The organism is Lachnoanaerobaculum sp. Marseille-Q4761 (genome assembly GCF_017565785.1).
GTDB lineage: Bacteria > Bacillota > Clostridia > Lachnospirales > Lachnospiraceae > Lachnoanaerobaculum.
The window spans coordinates 162,506-181,031 of the sequence record NZ_JAGEKB010000003.1 but is presented as its reverse complement, the minus strand read 5'-3'; the positions used below and the strand labels follow the sequence as shown (position 1 = coordinate 181,031).

Genomic DNA, 18,526 nt, shown 5'->3' with positions numbered 1-18,526 from the left:
ACAGGAGAAAAATGAATAGTAAACAAAGAGCATATTTAAAGGGTTTGGCAATGAATATTGATCCTATAATGCAAATAGGAAAGGCATCTTTGACTGAGGAGAATGTTTTTGCCATTGCAGAGGCGATGGAGCCGAGAGAATTGATTAAGATATCAGTTTTGAAAAATTGTACAGATGATCCTAAGATGATTGCAAATGAGATTGCAAACCTGACAAGAAGTGAAGTTGTTCAGGTTATAGGAAAGAAAATTGTATTGTATAAGCAGGCTGATGAACCGAGGAACAGAAAGATAAAACTTCCAAAATAATATGAAGAAAATAGGAATTCTTGGAGGTACATTTGATCCGGTTCATTTCGGTCATTTGATACTGGCACAGGAAGCAAAGGATATCTGTAATCTTGATGAAGTGTGGTTTATGCCTGCAAAAACACCGCCACATAAGCTTGGGAAAAAAGTGAGTGATTTTTCTTTAAGAAAAGATATGATAAATCTTGCTATAAAATATCATAAGGGATTTTATTGTTCTGATTTTGAAAATACTTTGGAGGGAAATTCATACACATTTAATACATTGGAAAAGCTTCAAGATAAGTATTATAATGATAAGTTTTATTTTATTATGGGTGCAGATTCTTTTTATGAGATAGAAACCTGGAAAAATCCGGATATTATCCTTAAAGTTGTAGAGCTTATAGTTGCCTCAAGAGATTACAGTAATGAAAATTTGACATTGAAAAATCATTATGAATATCTAAAAAGTAAATATAAGATTAGAGGAATACATTTTTTAGATACAATGGATATTGATATTTCATCAACCTGTATCAGAGAGATTTTGATATCGGGAGGTGATATAAAAAAGTATGTTCCGGAGGATGTTTGTAGATATATAAGAGAGAAGAGAATTTATGCTTGATTTGAATAGAGAAAAGATAGATCTTATAAAGTCGGATTTAAAAGAAAAGTTGTCAAAAAAAAGATATGAGCATACTCTTGGAGTAGCTTATGTATCTGCAGCACTGGCTATGTGCTATGGAGAAGATATTATAAAGGCGGAGCTTGCCGGTATTTTGCATGATGTGGCAAAGGCTGAAAAGGTTTCAAAGCTTAAGGAAGATATGGGAGGATTTATTGATCCTTATACTGATTCATCCTATGTGGATTTGATAGCGGATAAGGCTCCACAGATTTTACATGCTGTATATGCACCTTTTTTGGCAAAGAAGAATTATAATATAGAAGATAAAGATATCCTATCGGCTATAAGATGGCATACTACAGGTAAAAAAAATATGAGTATGCTTGAGAAAATCGTGTTTGTAGCAGATTATATAGAGCCGAACAGAAAGAAACTACCCGGACTTGATGAAATAAGGACATTGGCTTTTCATGATATAAAAAAGGCGGTGAAGAGAATTTCAAAGTCAACTATTGAGTATTTAAGCAGTCAAAATATGTATATAGACAGATTTACATATGAATTAAGAGATGATGAGGTGTAGATGGAAGTAAAAGATATTGTAAAGAAGATTTATAATATAATAGAAGATAAAAAGGGTGAGGATATTAAAGTTATTGATATCACCAAAGTAAGTACTATTGCAGATTATTTTATAATTGCAAGTGCAAATAATGTAAATCAGGTTAGTTCCATATCCGATGAAATTGATTTTATTCTGGGCAAGGAAGGTATAATGCCTCATGCCATAGAAGGTAATAAGAATGCAACATGGATATTACTGGATTATAAAGATATCATTGTTCATATTTTCTTAAGGGAAGACAGAGCATTCTATGATTTGGACAGAATCTGGAGAGACGGAATAGAAGTTGAAATGTAGAGGAACAAAAATGCTGCCATATTTAAGTGGCAGCTTTTTTAAGCTCGCGATCGGACTCGAACCGACGACCTACTCATTACGAATGAGTTGCACTACCAACTGTGCTACACAAGCCTGTATTGGTATACTTGGTAATACCATTATTATATAAATAAAGGAAGAGTCTGACTCTTCCTATTGATGACCAATCCGGGAATCGAACCCGGGTTTGTGCCGTGAGAGGGCACCGTCTTAGCCGCTTGACCAATTGGCCGAATACTCGGTTATTTACTTTTTTATGACCAATCCGGGAATCGAACCCGGGTTTGCGCCGTGAGAGGGCGCCGTCTTAGCCGCTTGACCAATTGGCCTTAAAATCGAGGTGACAAGATTCGAACTTGCGACCTCAGCGTCCCGAACGCTGCACTCCACCAAACTGAGCCACACCTCGAGATTTAAAGCAGGGGAAGAGGGGCTCGAACCCCCATTTACGGTTTTGGAGACCGTTGCTCTACCATTGAACTATTCCCCTCTGTAAGGTACTTTGATAATATACCAGTAAAGCTTAAATCTGTCAACAAAAAGTTTTATTTTTTTATAAAATAATTTGATTGAAAATTATTTTTTTAGTATTATAATCAAAGATAATATAAAAGGGGTGCTGATACGGCTGAGAGAGGTTTTCCTTAACCCATAACCTGATCCGGATAATGCCGGCGTAGGGATGAAAAACAGACTGCCGTATAGCAGTCTGTTTTTTGGAGGTAGATATGAATGCAAGTGTAGCTATACAAACATTACCTGAAGTTTATGATAATGAAGAAATCGTCAGAATAGTGGACGAAGTCATAGCATATATAAAAGGAACAGGTCTAAAATATTATGTAGGTCCGTTTGAAACAACTATTGAAGGTGATTATGATGAGCTTATGGATATTGTAAAGGAATGTCAGCATATAGCAATAAGAGCGGGAGCACCGGCTGTTATGGCATATATCAAGGTCAGCTACAGACCGGATGGAGATTTGCTCACTATAGAAAGAAAGGTTACAAAACACCATTTAGATGAGAATAAATAAAAAAGATAATATATACCCTGTTGTTTTTGGTATTGTATTTTTATTGATTTGGCAAATATTATGTTCGGTAAAAATAATTCCGTCATATTTGATGCCTTCACCGCTACAAATAGTAATGGCATTGGCAGGAGATTTTACTCTGCTGATGTATCATCTTGTATATACATTGGCAGAGAGTATACTGGGACTGGTATTAGGAGTAATATTGGGGCTTATATTTGCACTATTGATGGACAGATTTTTAAAATTATATAAAATCTTTTATCCATTTATCATTATAAGTCAAACTATACCTACTATTGCGATTGCACCATTACTGGTGCTTTGGTTTGGATATGATTTGTTGCCTAAGATTATATTGATAGTGCTGGTTACATTTTTTCCTATTACAATAGGTGTTTTTGAGAGTTTTAAAAGCACGGACAGGGATGAAATAAATTTGTTAAAATCAATGGGCGCAAGTGAATTTGATATATACAGATTTATTAAACTGCCCTCATCAATGGGAAAGTTTTTTGCCGCATTAAAAATATCGGCATCCTATTCGGTTGTGGGAGGTGTTATATCGGAATGGCTTGGAGGATTTAGGGGACTTGGAGTCTATATGACCAGAGTCAGAAAGGCATATGCCTTTGATAAGATGTTTGCGGTGATAATTATTATTTCGATACTTAGTTTATTATTATTAAAGGCGGTGGATTTATTACAGAAGATATCCATGCCATGGGAGGAGAAAAATGAAAAGAATAATTAGAAATTTTTTAGTAGCATTAAGTATAGGTGCAATGGCGTTAACAGCTACTGCCTGCGGAGATAAAAAGTCAGGTACTTCAGAGAATAAGAAATTGACTCTGGTGCTTGACTGGACACCTAATACAAATCATACAGGATTTTATGTTGCAATGGAAAAGGGATATTATAAGGATGCAGGAATAGAACTTGAAATAGTACAGCCGCCTGAGGACGGTGCGGAGGTCTTGGTATCAAGCGGTAAGGCGGACTTTGGTATATCTTTTCAGGATACTATGGCAGGAGCATTATCAGGAGATAATCCTCTTCCTATAAAAGCAATTGCGGCGATAACACAGCATAACACCTCGGGTATAATGTCAAGAAAGGGAGACGGTATTACATCTCCTAAGGGGCTTGAAGGGAAAAATTATGCGACCTGGGATATGCCTATAGAAAAGGCTGTATTACAAAATGTAGTGGAAAAGGATGGCGGAGATTTTTCCAAGGTTAATCTGATACCTTCCACAGTTACGGATGAGGTATCCGCACTTAGCAGTAAACAGGTGGATGCTATCTGGGTGTACTATGGCTGGGCAGGCATTGCAGCCAATACAAAGGGATTTGAATTTGACTATTTTGCATTTAAAGATATTAATCCTACTTTTGATTATTACACTCCTGTACTTTTTACAAATGATGATATGATAAAGAACAATAAGGAAGTTGTAAAAAGCTTTTTGGAAGCGACAAAAAAGGGATACGAGTTTGCGGCAAACAACTCAAAAGAGTCGGCTGAGATCCTTTTGAAGTATGCACCTGAGATAGATAAGGAACTGGCAATGGCATCTCAGGAATATTTATCAGCCTACTATATGGATGAGAATATTCCATGGGGATATATTGATGTAGAAAGATGGAAAAATTTCTATAGATGGTTAAATGAAAATAATCTGTTGGAAAGCCATATAGATGAGGGAGCGGGACTTTATAATGAATTTATCACAAAATAGTGAAATACTCTTAGAGGTTGATAATATAAGCTTCGGATATGATGAAAAAAATATTATATCAAATATAAATTTAACTTTAAAGAAAAATGAGCTTATCTCACTTCTTGGTGTAAGCGGCAGCGGAAAGAGCACATTATTTAATATAATAGCCGGATTATTAACTCCAAGTGAAGGTAGAATAATATATAGGGGAGAGGATATAACCGGTAAATCAGGTTTAATAAGCTATTCATTTCAAAAGGATCTTTTACTGCCCTATATGACTATTGAAGAGAATGTTGCACTTCCTCTTTTGATTAAAAAAGAAAAAAAGAAGGAGGCTGTAAAAAAGGCAAATGAGATGCTAAAGGAATTCAAACTGGATGCTTATGCCAAAAAATATCCCAAGGAATTATCCGGAGGAATGAGGCAGAGGATAGCACTTATCAGAACCTACCTTTTTTCAAAGGATGTTTCGCTATTGGATGAACCGTTTTCAGCTCTTGATGCCATTACAAAGGATGAGATGCATGAGTGGTATATGGATATGAGAAAAAAATACAATATGTCCACCATATTTATAACTCATGATGTGGATGAGGCTTTGATTTTATCAGACAGGATATATATTCTTGGAAATGGGAATATAAAATCCGAGATAAAAATAAAAGCAAAAAACAGAGATAATTCATTTAAACTCAGCCAAGAGTTTTTGGACTATAAAAAAGAGGTTTTAAAAAATCTCGAAAACAGCAATAAAATCATTGCGGAAAAATAATTATTCAGCTTATACGGTTTGACTGTATAGGCTGATTTTTTTATACTTATATAAAGAAATTATTTTACAGTACGGATTTATAATAAAACAGGAGGGTTTATGGCAAAGAAGGGCTGGGTAAAGGATAGAGGGAAATGGTACTACTATGATACAAACGGTTCTATGAAAAAGGGCTGGATAAAGGACAAAGAAAAGTGGTATTACTTGCTTGATAATGGGGAGATGGTTGCAAACAGATGGTTACAGGATCCTAAAAATTCCAAATGGTATTTTTTTAGAAGCAATGGTGAAATGCTTGTTTCGGATTGGGCACAGGATAGTGCAGGGAAGTGGTATTATCTTAGAAGTAATGGAGAGATGGCTCTATCTCAGATGAGAAAGGGAAAGGACGGAAATAATTATTATCTGGGTTCTGACGGTGCTATGGCTACAAGAGGTGAAATAAATTGGGCAGGAAATTGGTATTATGTAAAAAGAAGCGGAGTTTGCGGGATAATTAAAAATATAGTGACAAAAAGAAACTTACTTGATCTGAATTGGAGGGAAAAACTGCTTACTGATAATATGTTGCTTAAACTAAATGCAGCCCTGTCGGAATACAGTATTATAGATAAAAACAGTCTGAGACATTTCCTTGCACAATGCTGTGTGGAGAGCGGATGTGGAGAGATATTACTTGAAAAGCACAGTTCTAAATTTACTTCACCACAGGAGTATTTTCGCAGCAGAGATTTTAAAGAATACAATAATGTACCGGGAAGTCCTGCGATGGAGGATGACGGTGCAAAATACCGTGGAGCAGGATATATACAAATAACTTGGAAGGATGCATACTATAAATTTGCAAAATATATAGGTGATGATGAAATATTAAACAGGGGATGTGAATATGTAGCCGCAAACTATGCATGGGAGTCTGCAGGATGGTTTTGGAGTGTATTTAAAAAGCTGAACACCCTTATAGAAAATGAACCGGATATAACAGTGGATAGGGTTACAAAGATAGTTAACGGAGGATATACGGCTCTGGAGAGAAGAATAGAGGCATATAACAGAACTTGTGAGGTGATTTAATATATATGTAACTTTATTTTTTCTCTTATATATCGTATAGTAGAAGAACAGCAATATGATGGAGGAAGAAATGTTAAAAGGTAAAAAACAAAAATACTTATTGACCATGGCTTGCTTGACTGCATGTATTTCAGTGGCATCAAGCGGTCCGGTTTTTGCGGCAAGAATTATAGGTCATGGTGCGGCAGGTTATAATAATACCGCTAACGGCACTGTTCCAAGTATACAGGTACAAAGCAGCAATTTTGAATTTCTTGGAACGGATATGTATACATATTCCAAGATGGAAAGTGATATAAATCTTTTAAAACAAAGATATGAGGGTGTCACTTCGGATACTATAGGTACCACACAGGATGGCAGAAATATCTATAGAATAGTTATAGGAAACAGACAGGCGGCTAAAAAGATTTTGGTTATAGGATCAATACATGCAAGAGAGTATATCACTACACCGCTTGTAATGAGACAGGTGCAGGAGATGCTTGACAGAAGAGGCGGCGGAGACAATGTTTTAGATAATGTCTGCATACATTATGTTCCGATGCTTAATCCTGACGGTGTGGCAATTTCACAATATGGTGTGGACGGACTTAATAAGGAAGAGTCAAAGCAAAAGCTCAGAGAAATCATACAAAGCTGGTCTGAATGGGGACTTAATGAAAATCAGGATAAATATAACTGGTTTTTAAATAAATGGAAAAACAATCTGAATGGTGTTGATATAAACAGAAACTTCCCGACACAGGGATGGGCACAAAAGCCTGACAGCAGGAAAAAGCCTTCAAATGAGTTTTTTAAAGGTTTTTCAGGCGGCTCCGAATCTGAAACACAGGATTTGATGAAATTGGTAAATACCGAAAATTATAATGCGGTATTAAACTATCATACACAGGGGCAGATTATTTATTGGTCAAATCAACATGCAAGTGCAGAGGTATTGGCGCAGAATAAGGCAATGGCTGATATTACGGCGGCACATACAGGGTATAAGCTTGTGGCTCCTTCAGCCGACGGTTCCAAGTTTGGAACAGGATTTAAGGATTGGCTGGATTGGGAAAAGTCGATACCAAGTGTTACAGTGGAGGTTGGTATAGGTGTTTCACCTGTTCCGGAAATTCAGATAGAAACTATTTGGCAACAAAATAAGGGAGTGTTGCCTGATATTGTAAACTATGTCTTAAACGGACAGGTTCAAAACAAAACTGCGGGAGAAGTTCTTTCGCCATCAGTTCAGTTGGAGGCTGAGTAAATTTATAACAATGCTAAATTTTAGAAACATTATATTAGAAGCGTTTATATGGTCATTTTTATGGGTGATTCTTGTTTCAATATCGGTTAGAATCTTCCCATTTACTATAGAACATGACTATCCCGAGGATGTAAGAAAAGTTGCAGCCATTAAGCCGCCATCAGGCTCTCACAAACTTAAAGGATATATTTTTGCCGGATTAAGCTTTTTTATACTTATGGGAATGCTTATAGCTTTTTCGGTTTATGAATACAATTTATATAAATTAAATATATTTAAAATATTTTTTCATATATGGATTATCTGTATGACATGGAATATGGTTGATTTAATGGTAGTTGACTGGTTATTTATCTGCTTATTTTCATGTAAATACTTTGTTTTACCGGGAACTGAAGACTGTAAGGGGAATAAAAACTATAAGTTTCACGCTATAGGATTTGTAAAGGGAATATTTGCAATGAGTATTCTCTCAGTTATCTGCTCGCTATTTTCTTATCTTATACTAAGATTTTGTTTTTAAGTATAGAGGACTGTTGAAAAAAATGCCCATACAGCCTAAATTGCTGTATGGGCATTGAACCTTGTGAAAGAGCTTTTTAATTAATCTTTTTTAATTCATATAAATTCATCAATTCAAAGGTGTTAAAATCAGGTATCGGTGCAAATGAGCAATCGAGGTATTGTTTACTGTCCTTTGCACTCATGCTGAAAATATAATTATATCCCGCTTCAAAAAGATAATCAGGTGACAACTCGCTGCTTGGACCGTATATACCCTTAATCTTTGCATTCTTGCAGGTATTTAATATATCAAGATAGGAGTTATTAACTAAAGTGGAGCCTGTCATTATTATGATATCCAGATTTTCAAGTACATCCTTATGATTCAGTGCATCGTCTCCGAGATGGAAGTATATATTCTTCGGATAGACTTCCGTATTATTTTTTGAAATATGATAGCTTAAAATCTGCTTTTCAGGTGTCAGGTCAAATGCATGGAATTCCTTGCATTTATTAAGGAAAAACTTTAGATAAACTCCATAACCGATAAGTCCTACCTTCATATCTTTGACATCATATCTGAAATTAAGTCCCTCACTACGCTCTATACCTCTATCCTTTAAAAGTTCTACACTGTTAAGAGGCTTGCTCATTAAACTGCTGAGCACTACAAGCAATGTTCTGACTGTTTCATCCTCCATTATTAAAAGTTCACTTATACACTGATCAAGAGGCTTTCCCAAAAGATTTTTTATTATAGCTTCATATTCATTAATAGGCTTTTCCTTGCCGATTCTAAGTGCAAAACTTATATTTTTATTATTATCCAAAGCCATTGCCCATTTGAATCCGAAAACAAATTCCTCCAAATTAGGCATAGTTATATTATATTGTTTGTAAAGAGCAAGGTTGATTTCAAGTATTCTTTGTATATCCTTCATAATTCTCCTTTATACTATAAAAACAAACCAACTGTTATTTCAGCGGTTTTCAATTCTTTGTAACAAACTTATTATATGTTAAAGAATTTCATTTGTAAAATGGTAATATTGCATACAGCATGCAAAAATACCGAATAATACTTAAAATCGTATAAAATACTTGATAATATATAAGTATTTTATATAATATAAATATGAGATAGGGGATAAAATATATAATTAACCGCAAATTGCTTAAATATAAGTGAAAAACTTTGTAGAATATTTTATTTAAAAAATAAGAATAAAGATGATATATGGGGCTGTATACAATATGGACTCCATAAAATTCCTTTTAAATAATAATAATCAGATAAAATATTTAATTTGCACAATTTAGCTTACTTTAAAACCTTGTATAGGATAATTAGCTATGATAGAATAGATTATATAGTTTTGTGTATGACCTATTTTTATGAAAGTGGACATATATTTCAGATAAATCTTTCAATAAAGCAAATATAGGGGTAATTATATGAGTGAATTAACCGGGGAGTGGAAAGAAGTACTTAGTGGTGAGTTTAAAAAAGCTTATTATAGGAGCTTATATGAGTTTGTAAAAGAAGAGTACGGCAAGTATACTATATACCCTCCCGCAGATAAGATATTTGAAGCTTTACATCTTACAGCTTTATCGGATATAAAGGTAGTGATTTTGGGACAGGATCCGTATCATGGTGATAATCAAGCCCATGGTTTATCTTTTTCGGTTCCGCCGTCGCAAAAAAGGATTCCGCCGTCCCTTGTAAATATTTATAAGGAACTTCAGGATGATGTGGGTACATATATACCTAATAACGGAAATCTTTTAAAATGGACAAATCAGGGTGTATTTTTATTAAATACGATATTGACCGTAAGAGCGCATAAGGCTTTTTCGCATCAGGGGAAGGGTTGGGAAAACTTTACCGATGCCATCATAAAAATAATAAATGATACAGATAGACCTATAGTTTTTATGTTATGGGGCAGTGCAGCCATATCAAAGTCAAAGATGTTAAATAATCCTAAGCATTTGGTATTAAAGACGGTGCATCCAAGCCCACTTTCGGCATATAGAGGATTTTTCGGTTGTAAACATTTTTCAAAGGCAAATGAATTTTTGATTAAAAACAATATATCTCCCATTGATTGGCAGATAGAAAATATTTAGAAGATAAGGTAGGAAGAATCAGTATGAGTATACTAGAAATACTAAAGGTCATAATTATCGGTATTGTAGAGGGTATAACAGAATGGCTACCAATAAGCTCCACCGGACATATTATTCTGGTTGAGCAGTTGTTTATGCTTAATGCCGGTGAGGAATTTAAGGCTATGTTTGAAGTTGTAATACAGCTTGGAGCTATTTTAGCCGTGGTTGTATTGTATTTTAAAAAGCTTAATCCTTTCAGCAAGGGCATTAATACCAAAAAGATGTATCTTACCATTGAACTTTGGAAAAAAATAATTGTGGCATGTATTCCGGCGGCTATGCTTGGTCTGTTAATAGATAAATGGGTGGAGGCACATCTGCGTAACGGTTTTGTTATCTCCATGGCTCTTATTATTTACGGTATATTATTTATTATGATAGAAAATTCCAATAAAAACAGGGTGTATAGTATCAGAAGTATACATTCAATAGACTATCAGACCGCATTATTTATCGGATTTTTCCAGGTACTTGCACTTATACCGGGTACATCCAGATCCGGTGCAACCATTATAGGCGGTATGATTTTGGGGGCGACCAGATCCGTATCGGCTGAGTTTTCCTTTTTCCTGAGTATTCCTATAATGTTTGGGGCAAGTCTTTTAAAACTTGTAAAGTTCGGTTTCCACTATACTGCTGTAGAGGTGTTATATCTGATAATTGGAATGAGTGTTGCCTTTTTTGTATCACTTTTTTCTATAAGCTTTTTATTAAACTGGGTAAAGAAAAATGATTTTAAATTCTTCGGTTATTATAGAATCGGACTTGGTATTATAATAGTGGTTTGGTATCTTGTATCATCTTTGATGAGTATGAAGTAAAATAAACACTTTGACTTTTATCTTAAAATCAGGGCATATATTTATTATGAGCTTTCATTATAAATATATGCCTTTTTCTTTGACATTCGGGTAAAAAAGAATTATCATAAATAAATTGTATATAGACTGATAGGAGGAGTATGCTAAGATTAGTCAGATATTTAAAAGATTATAAAAAGGAGTCGGTTCTTGCTCCATTATTTAAATTTTTAGAGGCGGCATTTGAACTTTTGGTTCCGCTTGTAATAGCAAAAATCATAGATGTCGGCATTGCAAACAAAGATTCCGACTATATTATAAAGATGGGTATTTTGCTGGTAAGTCTGGCTGTTATAGGACTTTCATCAGCCATTGTTGCTCAGTATTTCAGTGCAAAGGCTGCTACAGGCTTTGGAACAAAACTCAGGGATGATCTATTTGCTCACATTTTGAGCTTTTCACATGCAGAAACTGATATACTTGGAAGAGATACTTTGGTAACCAGAGTGACAAATGACAGTGATCAGGTACAAAACGGTGTAAACAGATTTTTCAGATTGGTTCTCAGATCTCCGTTTATAGTGGCAGGGGCATTTATAATGTCCTTTAATATTGATGCTAAAATGTCAATAATTGCATTTACCGTTATAGTGATTTTAGCGATAATAGTGTCTGTTATAATGTCTAAAAGCATCGGTCTATATAGAAATGTACAACGAAAGCTTGATAAGGTGCTTGGAAAAACAGGAGAGAATCTTTCAGGCATCAGGGTCATTCGTGCTTTTTCAAAGGAAGAAAGTGAAGTATCAGAGTATAATGACGCTACAAAGGATTTGTATAATGATCAGGTTATGGTCGGTAATATATCCGCACTGTTAAACCCTCTTACATATGTGGTGGTTAATTTAGGTATAGTTGCCATACTGCAGGCAGGTGCAATACAGGTAAATATCGGAAACTTAAGTACAGGTCAGGTTGTCGCTCTTATAAATTATATGTCACAGATTTTGGTGGAGCTTGTAAAGCTTGCAAATCTTATAATCCTTTTAGCAAAAGCAAGTGCCTGTGCAAAGAGAATAAATGAGATATTTGATATAAAATCATCTATAAAAGGTGGAAAATTAAAACTTGAAATAAATAATTTTGAGGGAGATATTATATCATTTGAAGATGTCGGCTTTGCTTATCCTAAGTCAAAGCAGGAAGCACTTTCAGATATAAGCTTTTGTATAAAAAAAGGGGAAACGATAGGTATTATAGGAGGTACTGGCTCAGGTAAGAGTTCACTTATAAATCTTATTCCAAGATTTTATGATATCAGCAGAGGTAAAATAAAACTTGCGGGAAAGGATATTAAGGAGTACAGCATTGAGTCTATAAGAGAAAACATAGCTTTGGTGGAACAAAAATCAAGACTGTTTCGAGGCGATATAAAAAGTAATCTGCTGTGGGGAGATAATAATGCATCCGAGCAGGAATTATATGAAGCTGCGACTATCGCACAGGCTGTGGACGTTATAAATTCCAAAGAAAATAAGCTTAATTCCGAGGTTGCAATGTATGGCAATAATTTCTCGGGAGGACAAAAACAAAGACTTTCAATTGCAAGAAGCCTGGTTAAAAAAGCCGGAATACTGATACTTGATGATTCATCATCCGCACTGGATTATGCTACAGACTCAAGACTCAGAAAGGCAATAAAACAGATAAAAAATATTACAACATTGATTGTAAGCCAAAGAATCGTATCTATAAAAAATGCAGACAGGATAATTGTACTGGATGACGGAAAAATAGTAGGCATCGGTACTCATGATGAGCTTTTAGAGTCTAATTCAATATACAGGGAGATATATAATTCACAGATTATGTCAGAGGAGGATTCAAATGAAAAATAATAAAAATACATTGAAAAGAATTTTGAATCTTCTGTTTCCATATAGATTCAGGATTTTTATAAGTTTATTACTGGCTGTGGTAATTGTACTTACAACACTTTATCTGCCGATACTTACAGGTAGGGCGGTAGATACCGTTATATCAAAAGGCAATGTAGATTTTATAAGGCTTACCAAAGTTATAATAACCATGATTATAATGATGTTTATAACTTCCCTATCACAATGGTGTATGACTGCAATAAATAACGGTGTAGCATATCATATGGTAAGGGATATAAGAAATCAGGCTTTCAAAAAAATAATGAAGCTTCCTATATCCTATGTGGATTCTACAAGTCATGGTGAGATTATAAACAGGATTATAAATGATGTAGATCAGTTTTCGGAAGGTCTTTTGATGGGATTTGCACAGTTTTTTACAGGAATCCTTACTATAATACTTACTATAATTATATTGTTTACTATAAATGTGTATGTTACTTTGGTGGTGCTCTTGGTTACACCTATTGCAATGCTTGTTGCAGGTTTTATTGCAAAAAATACCTATAAACATTTTAAGTCACAATCTGAAAAAAGAGCGAAAATGACAGGAATTGTGGATGAAATGATTGCGGGACTTTCTACTGTAAAAAACTTTAATATGGAGAACAGCATAAAGGAAGAGTTTAAAGAATCGGATGAAGAGCTAAGAGTGGCAAGTCAGAATGCAATATTTATCTCAGCTATAGCTTTTCCGGCTACAAGATTTGTAAATTCACTTGTATATGCAGGGGTTGCTATTTCAGGTGCATTGCTTGCCATTACAGGTAAAATGAGTGTAGGGCAGCTTACATCGGTACTCAGCTATGCCACACAGTATACAAAACCCTTTAATGAGATATCGGGAGTAGTGACTGAACTTCAAAACTCATTTGCCTGTGCAGCCAGAGTTTTTACACTTATTGATGAGGAGGAGATTCTTCCTGATAAGGATGTAAATAATATAATAAGTGATGTAGACGGAAATGTGGAAATGGAACATGTCTATTTCTCCTATGATAAGTCAAAAAAGCTTATTGAGAATCTGAATCTAAATGTAAAAGCAGGACAGAGAATTGCAATAGTGGGACCTACAGGCAGCGGAAAGTCCACTATAATAAATCTTTTGATGCGTTTTTACGATATAGACAGCGGAAGTATAAGAATTGAAGGAAAAAATATAAATGATGTAACAAGGAAGTCTATAAGAGAAAATTTCGGCATGGTATTGCAGGAAACTTGGCTCAAAAACGCCTCTGTCAGAGATAATATTGCTTTCGGCAAACCTGATGCGGACTTTGAGGAGATAGTTGCCGCAGCAAAAGAAAGTTATGCGGACAGCTTTATAAAAAGATTACCTAAAGGTTATGATACCATAGTCAGTGAAGGCGGAGAAAATCTGTCGGCAGGACAAAGGCAGCTTTTATGCATTGCAAGAATAATGCTTGTACTTCCGCCAATGCTGATACTTGATGAGGCTACATCAAGTATTGATACAATGACCGAGGCAAGAATAAGTAAGGCATTTGATAAAATGATGACAGGAAGAACAAGCTTTGTGGTAGCACACAGACTTTCAACCATAAAAAATGCGGATATGATACTTGTACTTAAGGACGGACATATAATAGAGCAGGGAAATCATAAGGAGCTTATGGAAATGAAGGGCTTTTATTATGATTTAAACAATGCGGTATAAAGAAAGAGGAATATATGAGAAAATTGGCACTAAGCGATGATATACTGCTTAGCGTAGACAAACCGGCAAGATATATAGGCGGTGAGTTAAATTCAAGAGATAAAAAGATAGAGGATATAGATATCAGATTTGTTATGTGCTTTCCCGATGTTTATGAAATAGGGATGAGTCATATAGGTATGCAGATACTTTATGATATGTTAAATAGAAGAGAAGATACATTTTGTGAAAGACTTTTTTCTCCATGGATGGATTTGGATAAAATAATGAGAGAAAAGAACATACCTCTTTTCAGTCTGGAAAGTCAGGAGAATGTAAAGGATGCAAACTTTTTAGGCATCACTCTACAATATGAGATGTGTTATACAAATATATTGCAAATACTGGAGCTTTCACATATTCCGATATATGCAAAGGATAGAGGAGAGGAATATCCTATAGTAATAGGTGGCGGTCCTTGTTCATACAATCCCGAACCTTTGGCTGATTTCTTTGATATATTTTATATCGGAGAGGGTGAAGTGGTATATGATGAATTGCTTGATTTATACAAGGAATGTAAGAAGAATAAACTTTCTAAACATGAATTTTTACTAAAGGCATCAAATCTTGACGGTATGTATATACCGCAGTTTTATGATGTAAGTTATAAAGATGACGGTACAATAAAATCATTCATACCGAAGTATGAAAATGTACCGGATGTTGTGCACAGAGTGGTGGTACAAAATCTGGATACAGTTTCCTATCTTTCAAAACCTGTAGTACCCTTTATTAAGATTACTCAGGATAGAGTGGTGCTTGAGATAATGAGAGGATGTATAAGAGGTTGCAGATTTTGCCAGGCGGGAAATGTGTATAGACCTCAGAGAGAACATTCACTTGAGTATCTTATAAATTATGCTAAAACCATGCTTGATATCACCGGAGCGGAGGAGATATCACTCAGTTCTTTAAGCTCAAGTGATTACAGTCAGTTGGATAAATTGCTTGATTTCCTGCTTGAATATACTAAGGACAGGGGAATTAATATCTCACTTCCTTCTCTTAGAATAGATGCATTTTCACTGGATGTAATGAGTAAGGTTCAGGATGTGAAAAAAAGTTCTCTGACCTTTGCCCCTGAGGCGGGTACACAAAGACTTAGGGATGTAATAAATAAGGGAATTACCGAGGAAGATATTCTTGACGGCTCGATGGAGGCGTTTAAGGGAGGATGGAATAAGGTAAAGCTTTATTTTATGCTGGGACTTCCTACAGAAACGGATGAGGATATTAAGGGAATACCTCTTCTTTGTGAGAAAATAGCGGAGAACTATTATTCTATACCTAAGGATGAAAGGAACGGCAAGGTATCTATTACGGCAAGTTCATCATTTTTTGTACCGAAGCCTTTTACTCCGTTCCAATGGGCAAAGATGGAAACGGAGGAGGAGTATCTAAGAAGAGCGCATCTTGTAAAGGATACATTTAGAGAGCAGCTGAATCAAAAAAGTATGAAATATCAATATCATGATGCAGAGGTCACCTTACTTGAGGGGCTTATGGCAAGAGGTGACAGAAAAATTGCGGATGTAATAGTAAATGCATATAAAAACGGTGCTCTATATGATTCATGGTCTGATCAGTTTAATATTGAATACTGGCAGAAGGCATATGAGCAAAGCGGTATAGATCCGACCTTTTATACTTTGAGAGAACGAGATATTGATGAGATATTCCCATGGGATTTTATTGACTCGGGAGTAACAAAGAACTTTCTTATCAGAGAATGGGAAACCGCGCATGAAGATAAGATTTCGCCAAACTGCAGACAGCAATGTCTTGGATGCGGTGCAAGGAAATATAATGGAGGTGTTTGCTTTGAAGGTGAGAATTAAGTTTGAAAAGACGGAACAGATGCGTTTTATCGGACATCTTGATTTGATGAGATATTTTCAAAAAGCTATGCGAAGAGCAGATATTCCGATAAAATACAGCGAGGGATTTTCACCTCATCAGATAATGTCCTTTGGTGCTCCTTTAAGTATGGGAGTATCCGGACTTGGTGAATATATGGATATAGAGCTTAAAGAAGGTAGCCATATTTCCTCAAAGGAAGCTATAAAAAGGCTTAATGATATGATGTGCACGGGAATGAAGGTTACAAAATTTTTGCAGATACCGGATAATTCAAAGCCTGCAATGGCACTTATGGATACGGCTGATTTTAAGGCTGAGTTTAAATCAGAGGTAAGTGAAAATGATATAAAATCAGCCATTGATAAGCTGATGTCAAAAGAGTCTATTTTGCTTACAAAAGTTTCTAAAAAGAAAAAGAAAAATCAGTATGGAAAATTTGTAGAGGTTGAAACCACATCGGTTATAGATATAAAGCCATATATATATAAGCTTGAAGTTATAGATAATGGTGTATTTATGCATCTATCACAGGGAAGCACAAATAATATAAAGCCGGCAGCCGTAATGGATTTTTTATATGAAGAGGGTTTAACGGCTGCAAAAAAGAATGAGTATTATTTATACAGATTAGATATGTATACTGATGAGGGGAAGTCTCTGGATGAGTACGGATGTGAAATTATCTAAGCTTTTAATTACAAGGTATAAAAATAAACTTTTTGCCATATCCTATGAAAACAATAAGCCGAATGAAATAGAATATATTGAGGAAAATTCTTTACTTGGCAGTATTCATATAGGTAAAGTAAAAAAAATAGCCCCAAATATAAATGCCGCCTTTGTAGAGATAGAGTTTAATTCAGGGCGTCAAATGGTGTATTTTGATATGGCTGAATTAAAGTATTTGATATTTGCCGATGAAAAAGAGCATAGTAAATTATGTGAGGGAGATGATATTTTAATAAAGATTTCAAAACTTCCTATAAATAACAAACTGCCAGGTGCGACCGCCAATTTATCCGGTATTGAAAGTGAGATATCGGATAAAATAATGGCAAAGAAAAACTATATAAAGGCTCCGGGTATGCTCTATGCAGGTTCACAGGATTATATTGATATCATAAAGGACAGATTAAAATATTGTGAGTTTGATATAGTTACTGATATTGCAGAAGTTTATGAAGGGATAGTTGAGTTCTTTTCTGAGAATAATAAGGAGCTGTTAAAGAGAGTAAGACTTTATGAGGACAGTATGATAAGCCTAAATAAGCTGTATTCAATAGATACTCTTTTTGGTGAATTGTTAAGCAAAAAGGCATGGTTAAAGGATGGAGGTTATCTTTATATAGAATCAACGGAAGCATTGACGGTGGTTGATGTAAATACCGGAAAAAATGTTCAAAAAAAAGATGCAAATATAGTAAAGCTTAACACCAATCTTGAGGCGATAAAGGAAACGGCAAGGCAGCTCAGACTTAGAAATATTTCAGGCATTATTATTATTGATTTGATAAACACTACCGATAAATCAGAGATAGATTTGATTTATCATACAATGAAGGATTATCTAAAAGAGGACAGACTTAATACTGTAGCAATAGATATTACAAAGCTGTGTCTTTTTGAGATAACCAGAAGAAAAAGAAAACCAAGCCTTGAAGAAATAATGAAAAAATAATTATATATTCCACTTACATATTTTAAGTATTGTATAACAGTATGGATTATAAACAAATATTGTCGTATAATAATTTTAAAGTTGACTAAAAATAATTATAAAAGTTATAATAAAGTTAGGCTC

Annotated in this window: 19 protein-coding genes, 5 tRNA genes and 1 riboswitch; of the genes, 18 read left to right on the top strand and 6 right to left on the bottom strand. The window is 34.9% G+C overall.

Going from position 1 to position 18,526, the window contains the following annotated elements; genetic code table 11:
• Positions 1–11: 11 nt before the first annotated feature.
• The 4 genes from yhbY to rsfS are packed head-to-tail and all read left to right on the top strand — an operon-like array spanning position 12 to position 1,843.
• The gene (gene yhbY / locus J4O15_RS12000; protein ID WP_208100934.1) at positions 12–308 is read left to right on the top strand and encodes a ribosome assembly RNA-binding protein YhbY; all 297 of its coding nucleotides are present in this window, start codon (positions 12–14) and stop codon (positions 306–308) included.
• A gap of 1 nt (position 309) precedes the next feature.
• A complete protein-coding gene (nadD, locus tag J4O15_RS11995; RefSeq protein ID WP_208100933.1) occupies positions 310–918 on the top strand; it encodes a nicotinate-nucleotide adenylyltransferase in 609 nt (202 codons plus the stop codon).
• Positions 911–1,504, top strand: a complete 594-nt coding sequence (gene yqeK / locus J4O15_RS11990; RefSeq protein ID WP_009218854.1) for a bis(5'-nucleosyl)-tetraphosphatase (symmetrical) YqeK — start codon at positions 911–913, stop codon at positions 1,502–1,504. Before nadD ends, yqeK begins: the two co-directional genes overlap by 8 nt.
• Positions 1,505–1,843 carry a ribosome silencing factor gene (gene rsfS, locus J4O15_RS11985; protein WP_009218853.1) on the top strand — a complete coding sequence of 113 codons (339 nt, stop codon included), beginning with the start codon at positions 1,505–1,507 and terminating at the stop codon, positions 1,841–1,843.
• Between the two features lie 41 nt (positions 1,844–1,884).
• On the opposite strand, the gene J4O15_RS11980 is transcribed toward rsfS, so the two are convergent.
• From J4O15_RS11980 to J4O15_RS11960, 5 genes are all read right to left on the bottom strand, one after another.
• Positions 1,885–1,957: transfer RNA gene (locus J4O15_RS11980), tRNA-Thr, on the bottom strand.
• A gap of 67 nt (positions 1,958–2,024) precedes the next feature.
• Positions 2,025–2,096 (bottom strand) — tRNA-Glu (locus J4O15_RS11975).
• A gap of 25 nt (positions 2,097–2,121) precedes the next feature.
• A tRNA-Glu gene (locus J4O15_RS11970) sits at positions 2,122–2,193 on the bottom strand.
• 6 nt (positions 2,194–2,199) lie between these two features.
• Positions 2,200–2,273, bottom strand: a tRNA-Pro gene (locus tag J4O15_RS11965).
• Between the two features lie 10 nt (positions 2,274–2,283).
• Positions 2,284–2,354, bottom strand: a tRNA-Trp gene (locus J4O15_RS11960).
• Positions 2,355–2,466: 112 nt separating this feature from the next.
• Positions 2,467–2,564: riboswitch (TPP riboswitch) on the top strand.
• A gap of 28 nt (positions 2,565–2,592) precedes the next feature.
• Here J4O15_RS11960 and J4O15_RS11955 point away from each other — a divergent pair.
• From J4O15_RS11955 to J4O15_RS11925, 7 genes are all read left to right on the top strand, one after another.
• On the top strand, positions 2,593–2,901 hold the full coding sequence (locus J4O15_RS11955) for a thiamine-binding protein (RefSeq protein ID WP_009218852.1): 309 nt from the start codon (positions 2,593–2,595) through the stop codon (positions 2,899–2,901).
• Positions 2,888–3,655 (top strand): ABC transporter permease, encoded by a 768-nt coding sequence (locus tag J4O15_RS11950; RefSeq protein ID WP_208100932.1) that lies wholly within the window; start codon positions 2,888–2,890, stop codon positions 3,653–3,655. Before J4O15_RS11955 ends, J4O15_RS11950 begins: the two co-directional genes overlap by 14 nt.
• Positions 3,639–4,643, top strand: a complete 1,005-nt coding sequence (locus J4O15_RS11945) for an ABC transporter substrate-binding protein (protein WP_208100931.1) — start codon at positions 3,639–3,641, stop codon at positions 4,641–4,643. The genes J4O15_RS11950 and J4O15_RS11945 overlap by 17 nt, the downstream gene beginning before the upstream one ends.
• A complete protein-coding gene (locus J4O15_RS11940; protein WP_009218849.1) occupies positions 4,624–5,400 on the top strand; it encodes an ABC transporter ATP-binding protein in 777 nt (258 codons plus the stop codon). Before J4O15_RS11945 ends, J4O15_RS11940 begins: the two co-directional genes overlap by 20 nt.
• A gap of 99 nt (positions 5,401–5,499) precedes the next feature.
• The gene (locus J4O15_RS11935; protein ID WP_208100930.1) at positions 5,500–6,474 is read left to right on the top strand and encodes a choline-binding protein A; all 975 of its coding nucleotides are present in this window, start codon (positions 5,500–5,502) and stop codon (positions 6,472–6,474) included.
• Positions 6,475–6,544: 70 nt separating this feature from the next.
• Positions 6,545–7,726 (top strand): M14 family zinc carboxypeptidase, encoded by a 1,182-nt coding sequence (locus tag J4O15_RS11930; RefSeq protein WP_208100929.1) that lies wholly within the window; start codon positions 6,545–6,547, stop codon positions 7,724–7,726.
• 10 nt (positions 7,727–7,736) lie between these two features.
• Positions 7,737–8,249 (top strand): hypothetical protein, encoded by a 513-nt coding sequence (locus J4O15_RS11925; protein WP_208100928.1) that lies wholly within the window; start codon positions 7,737–7,739, stop codon positions 8,247–8,249.
• A 76-nt stretch (positions 8,250–8,325) separates the two neighbouring features.
• Here J4O15_RS11925 and J4O15_RS11920 read toward each other — a convergent pair whose 3' ends face one another.
• Complete coding sequence (locus J4O15_RS11920; RefSeq protein ID WP_009218845.1) at positions 8,326–9,171, bottom strand: Rossmann-like domain-containing protein; 846 nt, start codon at positions 9,169–9,171, stop codon at positions 8,326–8,328.
• Positions 9,172–9,685: 514 nt separating this feature from the next.
• Here J4O15_RS11920 and ung point away from each other — a divergent pair.
• The 7 genes from ung (at position 9,686) to J4O15_RS11885 (ending at position 18,403) form a co-directional block, all read left to right on the top strand.
• Positions 9,686–10,363, top strand: coding sequence for a uracil-DNA glycosylase (gene ung, locus J4O15_RS11915; RefSeq protein WP_009218844.1), 678 nt, complete (start codon positions 9,686–9,688; stop codon positions 10,361–10,363).
• A 23-nt stretch (positions 10,364–10,386) separates the two neighbouring features.
• Positions 10,387–11,226: an undecaprenyl-diphosphate phosphatase gene (locus J4O15_RS11910; RefSeq protein ID WP_208100927.1), complete on the top strand. Its 840-nt coding sequence runs from the start codon at positions 10,387–10,389 to the stop codon at positions 11,224–11,226.
• 140 nt (positions 11,227–11,366) lie between these two features.
• Positions 11,367–13,103, top strand: a complete 1,737-nt coding sequence (locus J4O15_RS11905; RefSeq protein ID WP_208100926.1) for an ABC transporter ATP-binding protein — start codon at positions 11,367–11,369, stop codon at positions 13,101–13,103.
• Entirely contained in the window at positions 13,093–14,823 is a 1,731-nt protein-coding gene (locus tag J4O15_RS11900) for an ABC transporter ATP-binding protein (RefSeq protein ID WP_208100925.1), read from the top strand. The genes J4O15_RS11905 and J4O15_RS11900 overlap by 11 nt, the downstream gene beginning before the upstream one ends.
• Before the next feature lie 14 nt (positions 14,824–14,837).
• On the top strand, positions 14,838–16,703 hold the full coding sequence (locus J4O15_RS11895) for a TIGR03960 family B12-binding radical SAM protein (protein WP_208100924.1): 1,866 nt from the start codon (positions 14,838–14,840) through the stop codon (positions 16,701–16,703).
• Entirely contained in the window at positions 16,687–17,412 is a 726-nt protein-coding gene (locus J4O15_RS11890; RefSeq protein WP_243762061.1) for a TIGR03936 family radical SAM-associated protein, read from the top strand. Before J4O15_RS11895 ends, J4O15_RS11890 begins: the two co-directional genes overlap by 17 nt.
• Complete coding sequence (locus tag J4O15_RS11885; RefSeq protein WP_208100923.1) at positions 17,387–18,403, top strand: ribonuclease E/G; 1,017 nt, start codon at positions 17,387–17,389, stop codon at positions 18,401–18,403. Before J4O15_RS11890 ends, J4O15_RS11885 begins: the two co-directional genes overlap by 26 nt.
• Positions 18,404–18,526 lie beyond the last annotated feature (123 nt).

Coding starts and splice junctions, on each gene's coding strand:
- J4O15_RS11945 (WP_208100931.1), top strand. CDS start 3,639: ATGAAAAGAATAATTAGAAATTTTTTAGTAGCATTAAGTATAGGTGCA.
- nadD (WP_208100933.1), top strand. CDS start 310: ATGAAGAAAATAGGAATTCTTGGAGGTACATTTGATCCGGTTCATTTC.
- J4O15_RS11885 (WP_208100923.1), top strand. CDS start 17,387: ATGAGTACGGATGTGAAATTATCTAAGCTTTTAATTACAAGGTATAAA.
- J4O15_RS11905 (WP_208100926.1), top strand. CDS start 11,367: ATGCTAAGATTAGTCAGATATTTAAAAGATTATAAAAAGGAGTCGGTT.
- J4O15_RS11940 (WP_009218849.1), top strand. CDS start 4,624: ATGAATTTATCACAAAATAGTGAAATACTCTTAGAGGTTGATAATATA.
- yqeK (WP_009218854.1), top strand. CDS start 911: ATGCTTGATTTGAATAGAGAAAAGATAGATCTTATAAAGTCGGATTTA.
- J4O15_RS11920 (WP_009218845.1), bottom strand. CDS start 9,171: ATGAAGGATATACAAAGAATACTTGAAATCAACCTTGCTCTTTACAAA.
- J4O15_RS11930 (WP_208100929.1), top strand. CDS start 6,545: ATGTTAAAAGGTAAAAAACAAAAATACTTATTGACCATGGCTTGCTTG.
- J4O15_RS11955 (WP_009218852.1), top strand. CDS start 2,593: ATGAATGCAAGTGTAGCTATACAAACATTACCTGAAGTTTATGATAAT.
- rsfS (WP_009218853.1), top strand. CDS start 1,505: ATGGAAGTAAAAGATATTGTAAAGAAGATTTATAATATAATAGAAGAT.
- J4O15_RS11895 (WP_208100924.1), top strand. CDS start 14,838: ATGAGAAAATTGGCACTAAGCGATGATATACTGCTTAGCGTAGACAAA.
- J4O15_RS11935 (WP_208100930.1), top strand. CDS start 5,500: ATGGCAAAGAAGGGCTGGGTAAAGGATAGAGGGAAATGGTACTACTAT.
- J4O15_RS11950 (WP_208100932.1), top strand. CDS start 2,888: ATGAGAATAAATAAAAAAGATAATATATACCCTGTTGTTTTTGGTATT.
- ung (WP_009218844.1), top strand. CDS start 9,686: ATGAGTGAATTAACCGGGGAGTGGAAAGAAGTACTTAGTGGTGAGTTT.
- J4O15_RS11910 (WP_208100927.1), top strand. CDS start 10,387: ATGAGTATACTAGAAATACTAAAGGTCATAATTATCGGTATTGTAGAG.
- J4O15_RS11900 (WP_208100925.1), top strand. CDS start 13,093: ATGAAAAATAATAAAAATACATTGAAAAGAATTTTGAATCTTCTGTTT.
- yhbY (WP_208100934.1), top strand. CDS start 12: ATGAATAGTAAACAAAGAGCATATTTAAAGGGTTTGGCAATGAATATT.
- J4O15_RS11925 (WP_208100928.1), top strand. CDS start 7,737: ATGCTAAATTTTAGAAACATTATATTAGAAGCGTTTATATGGTCATTT.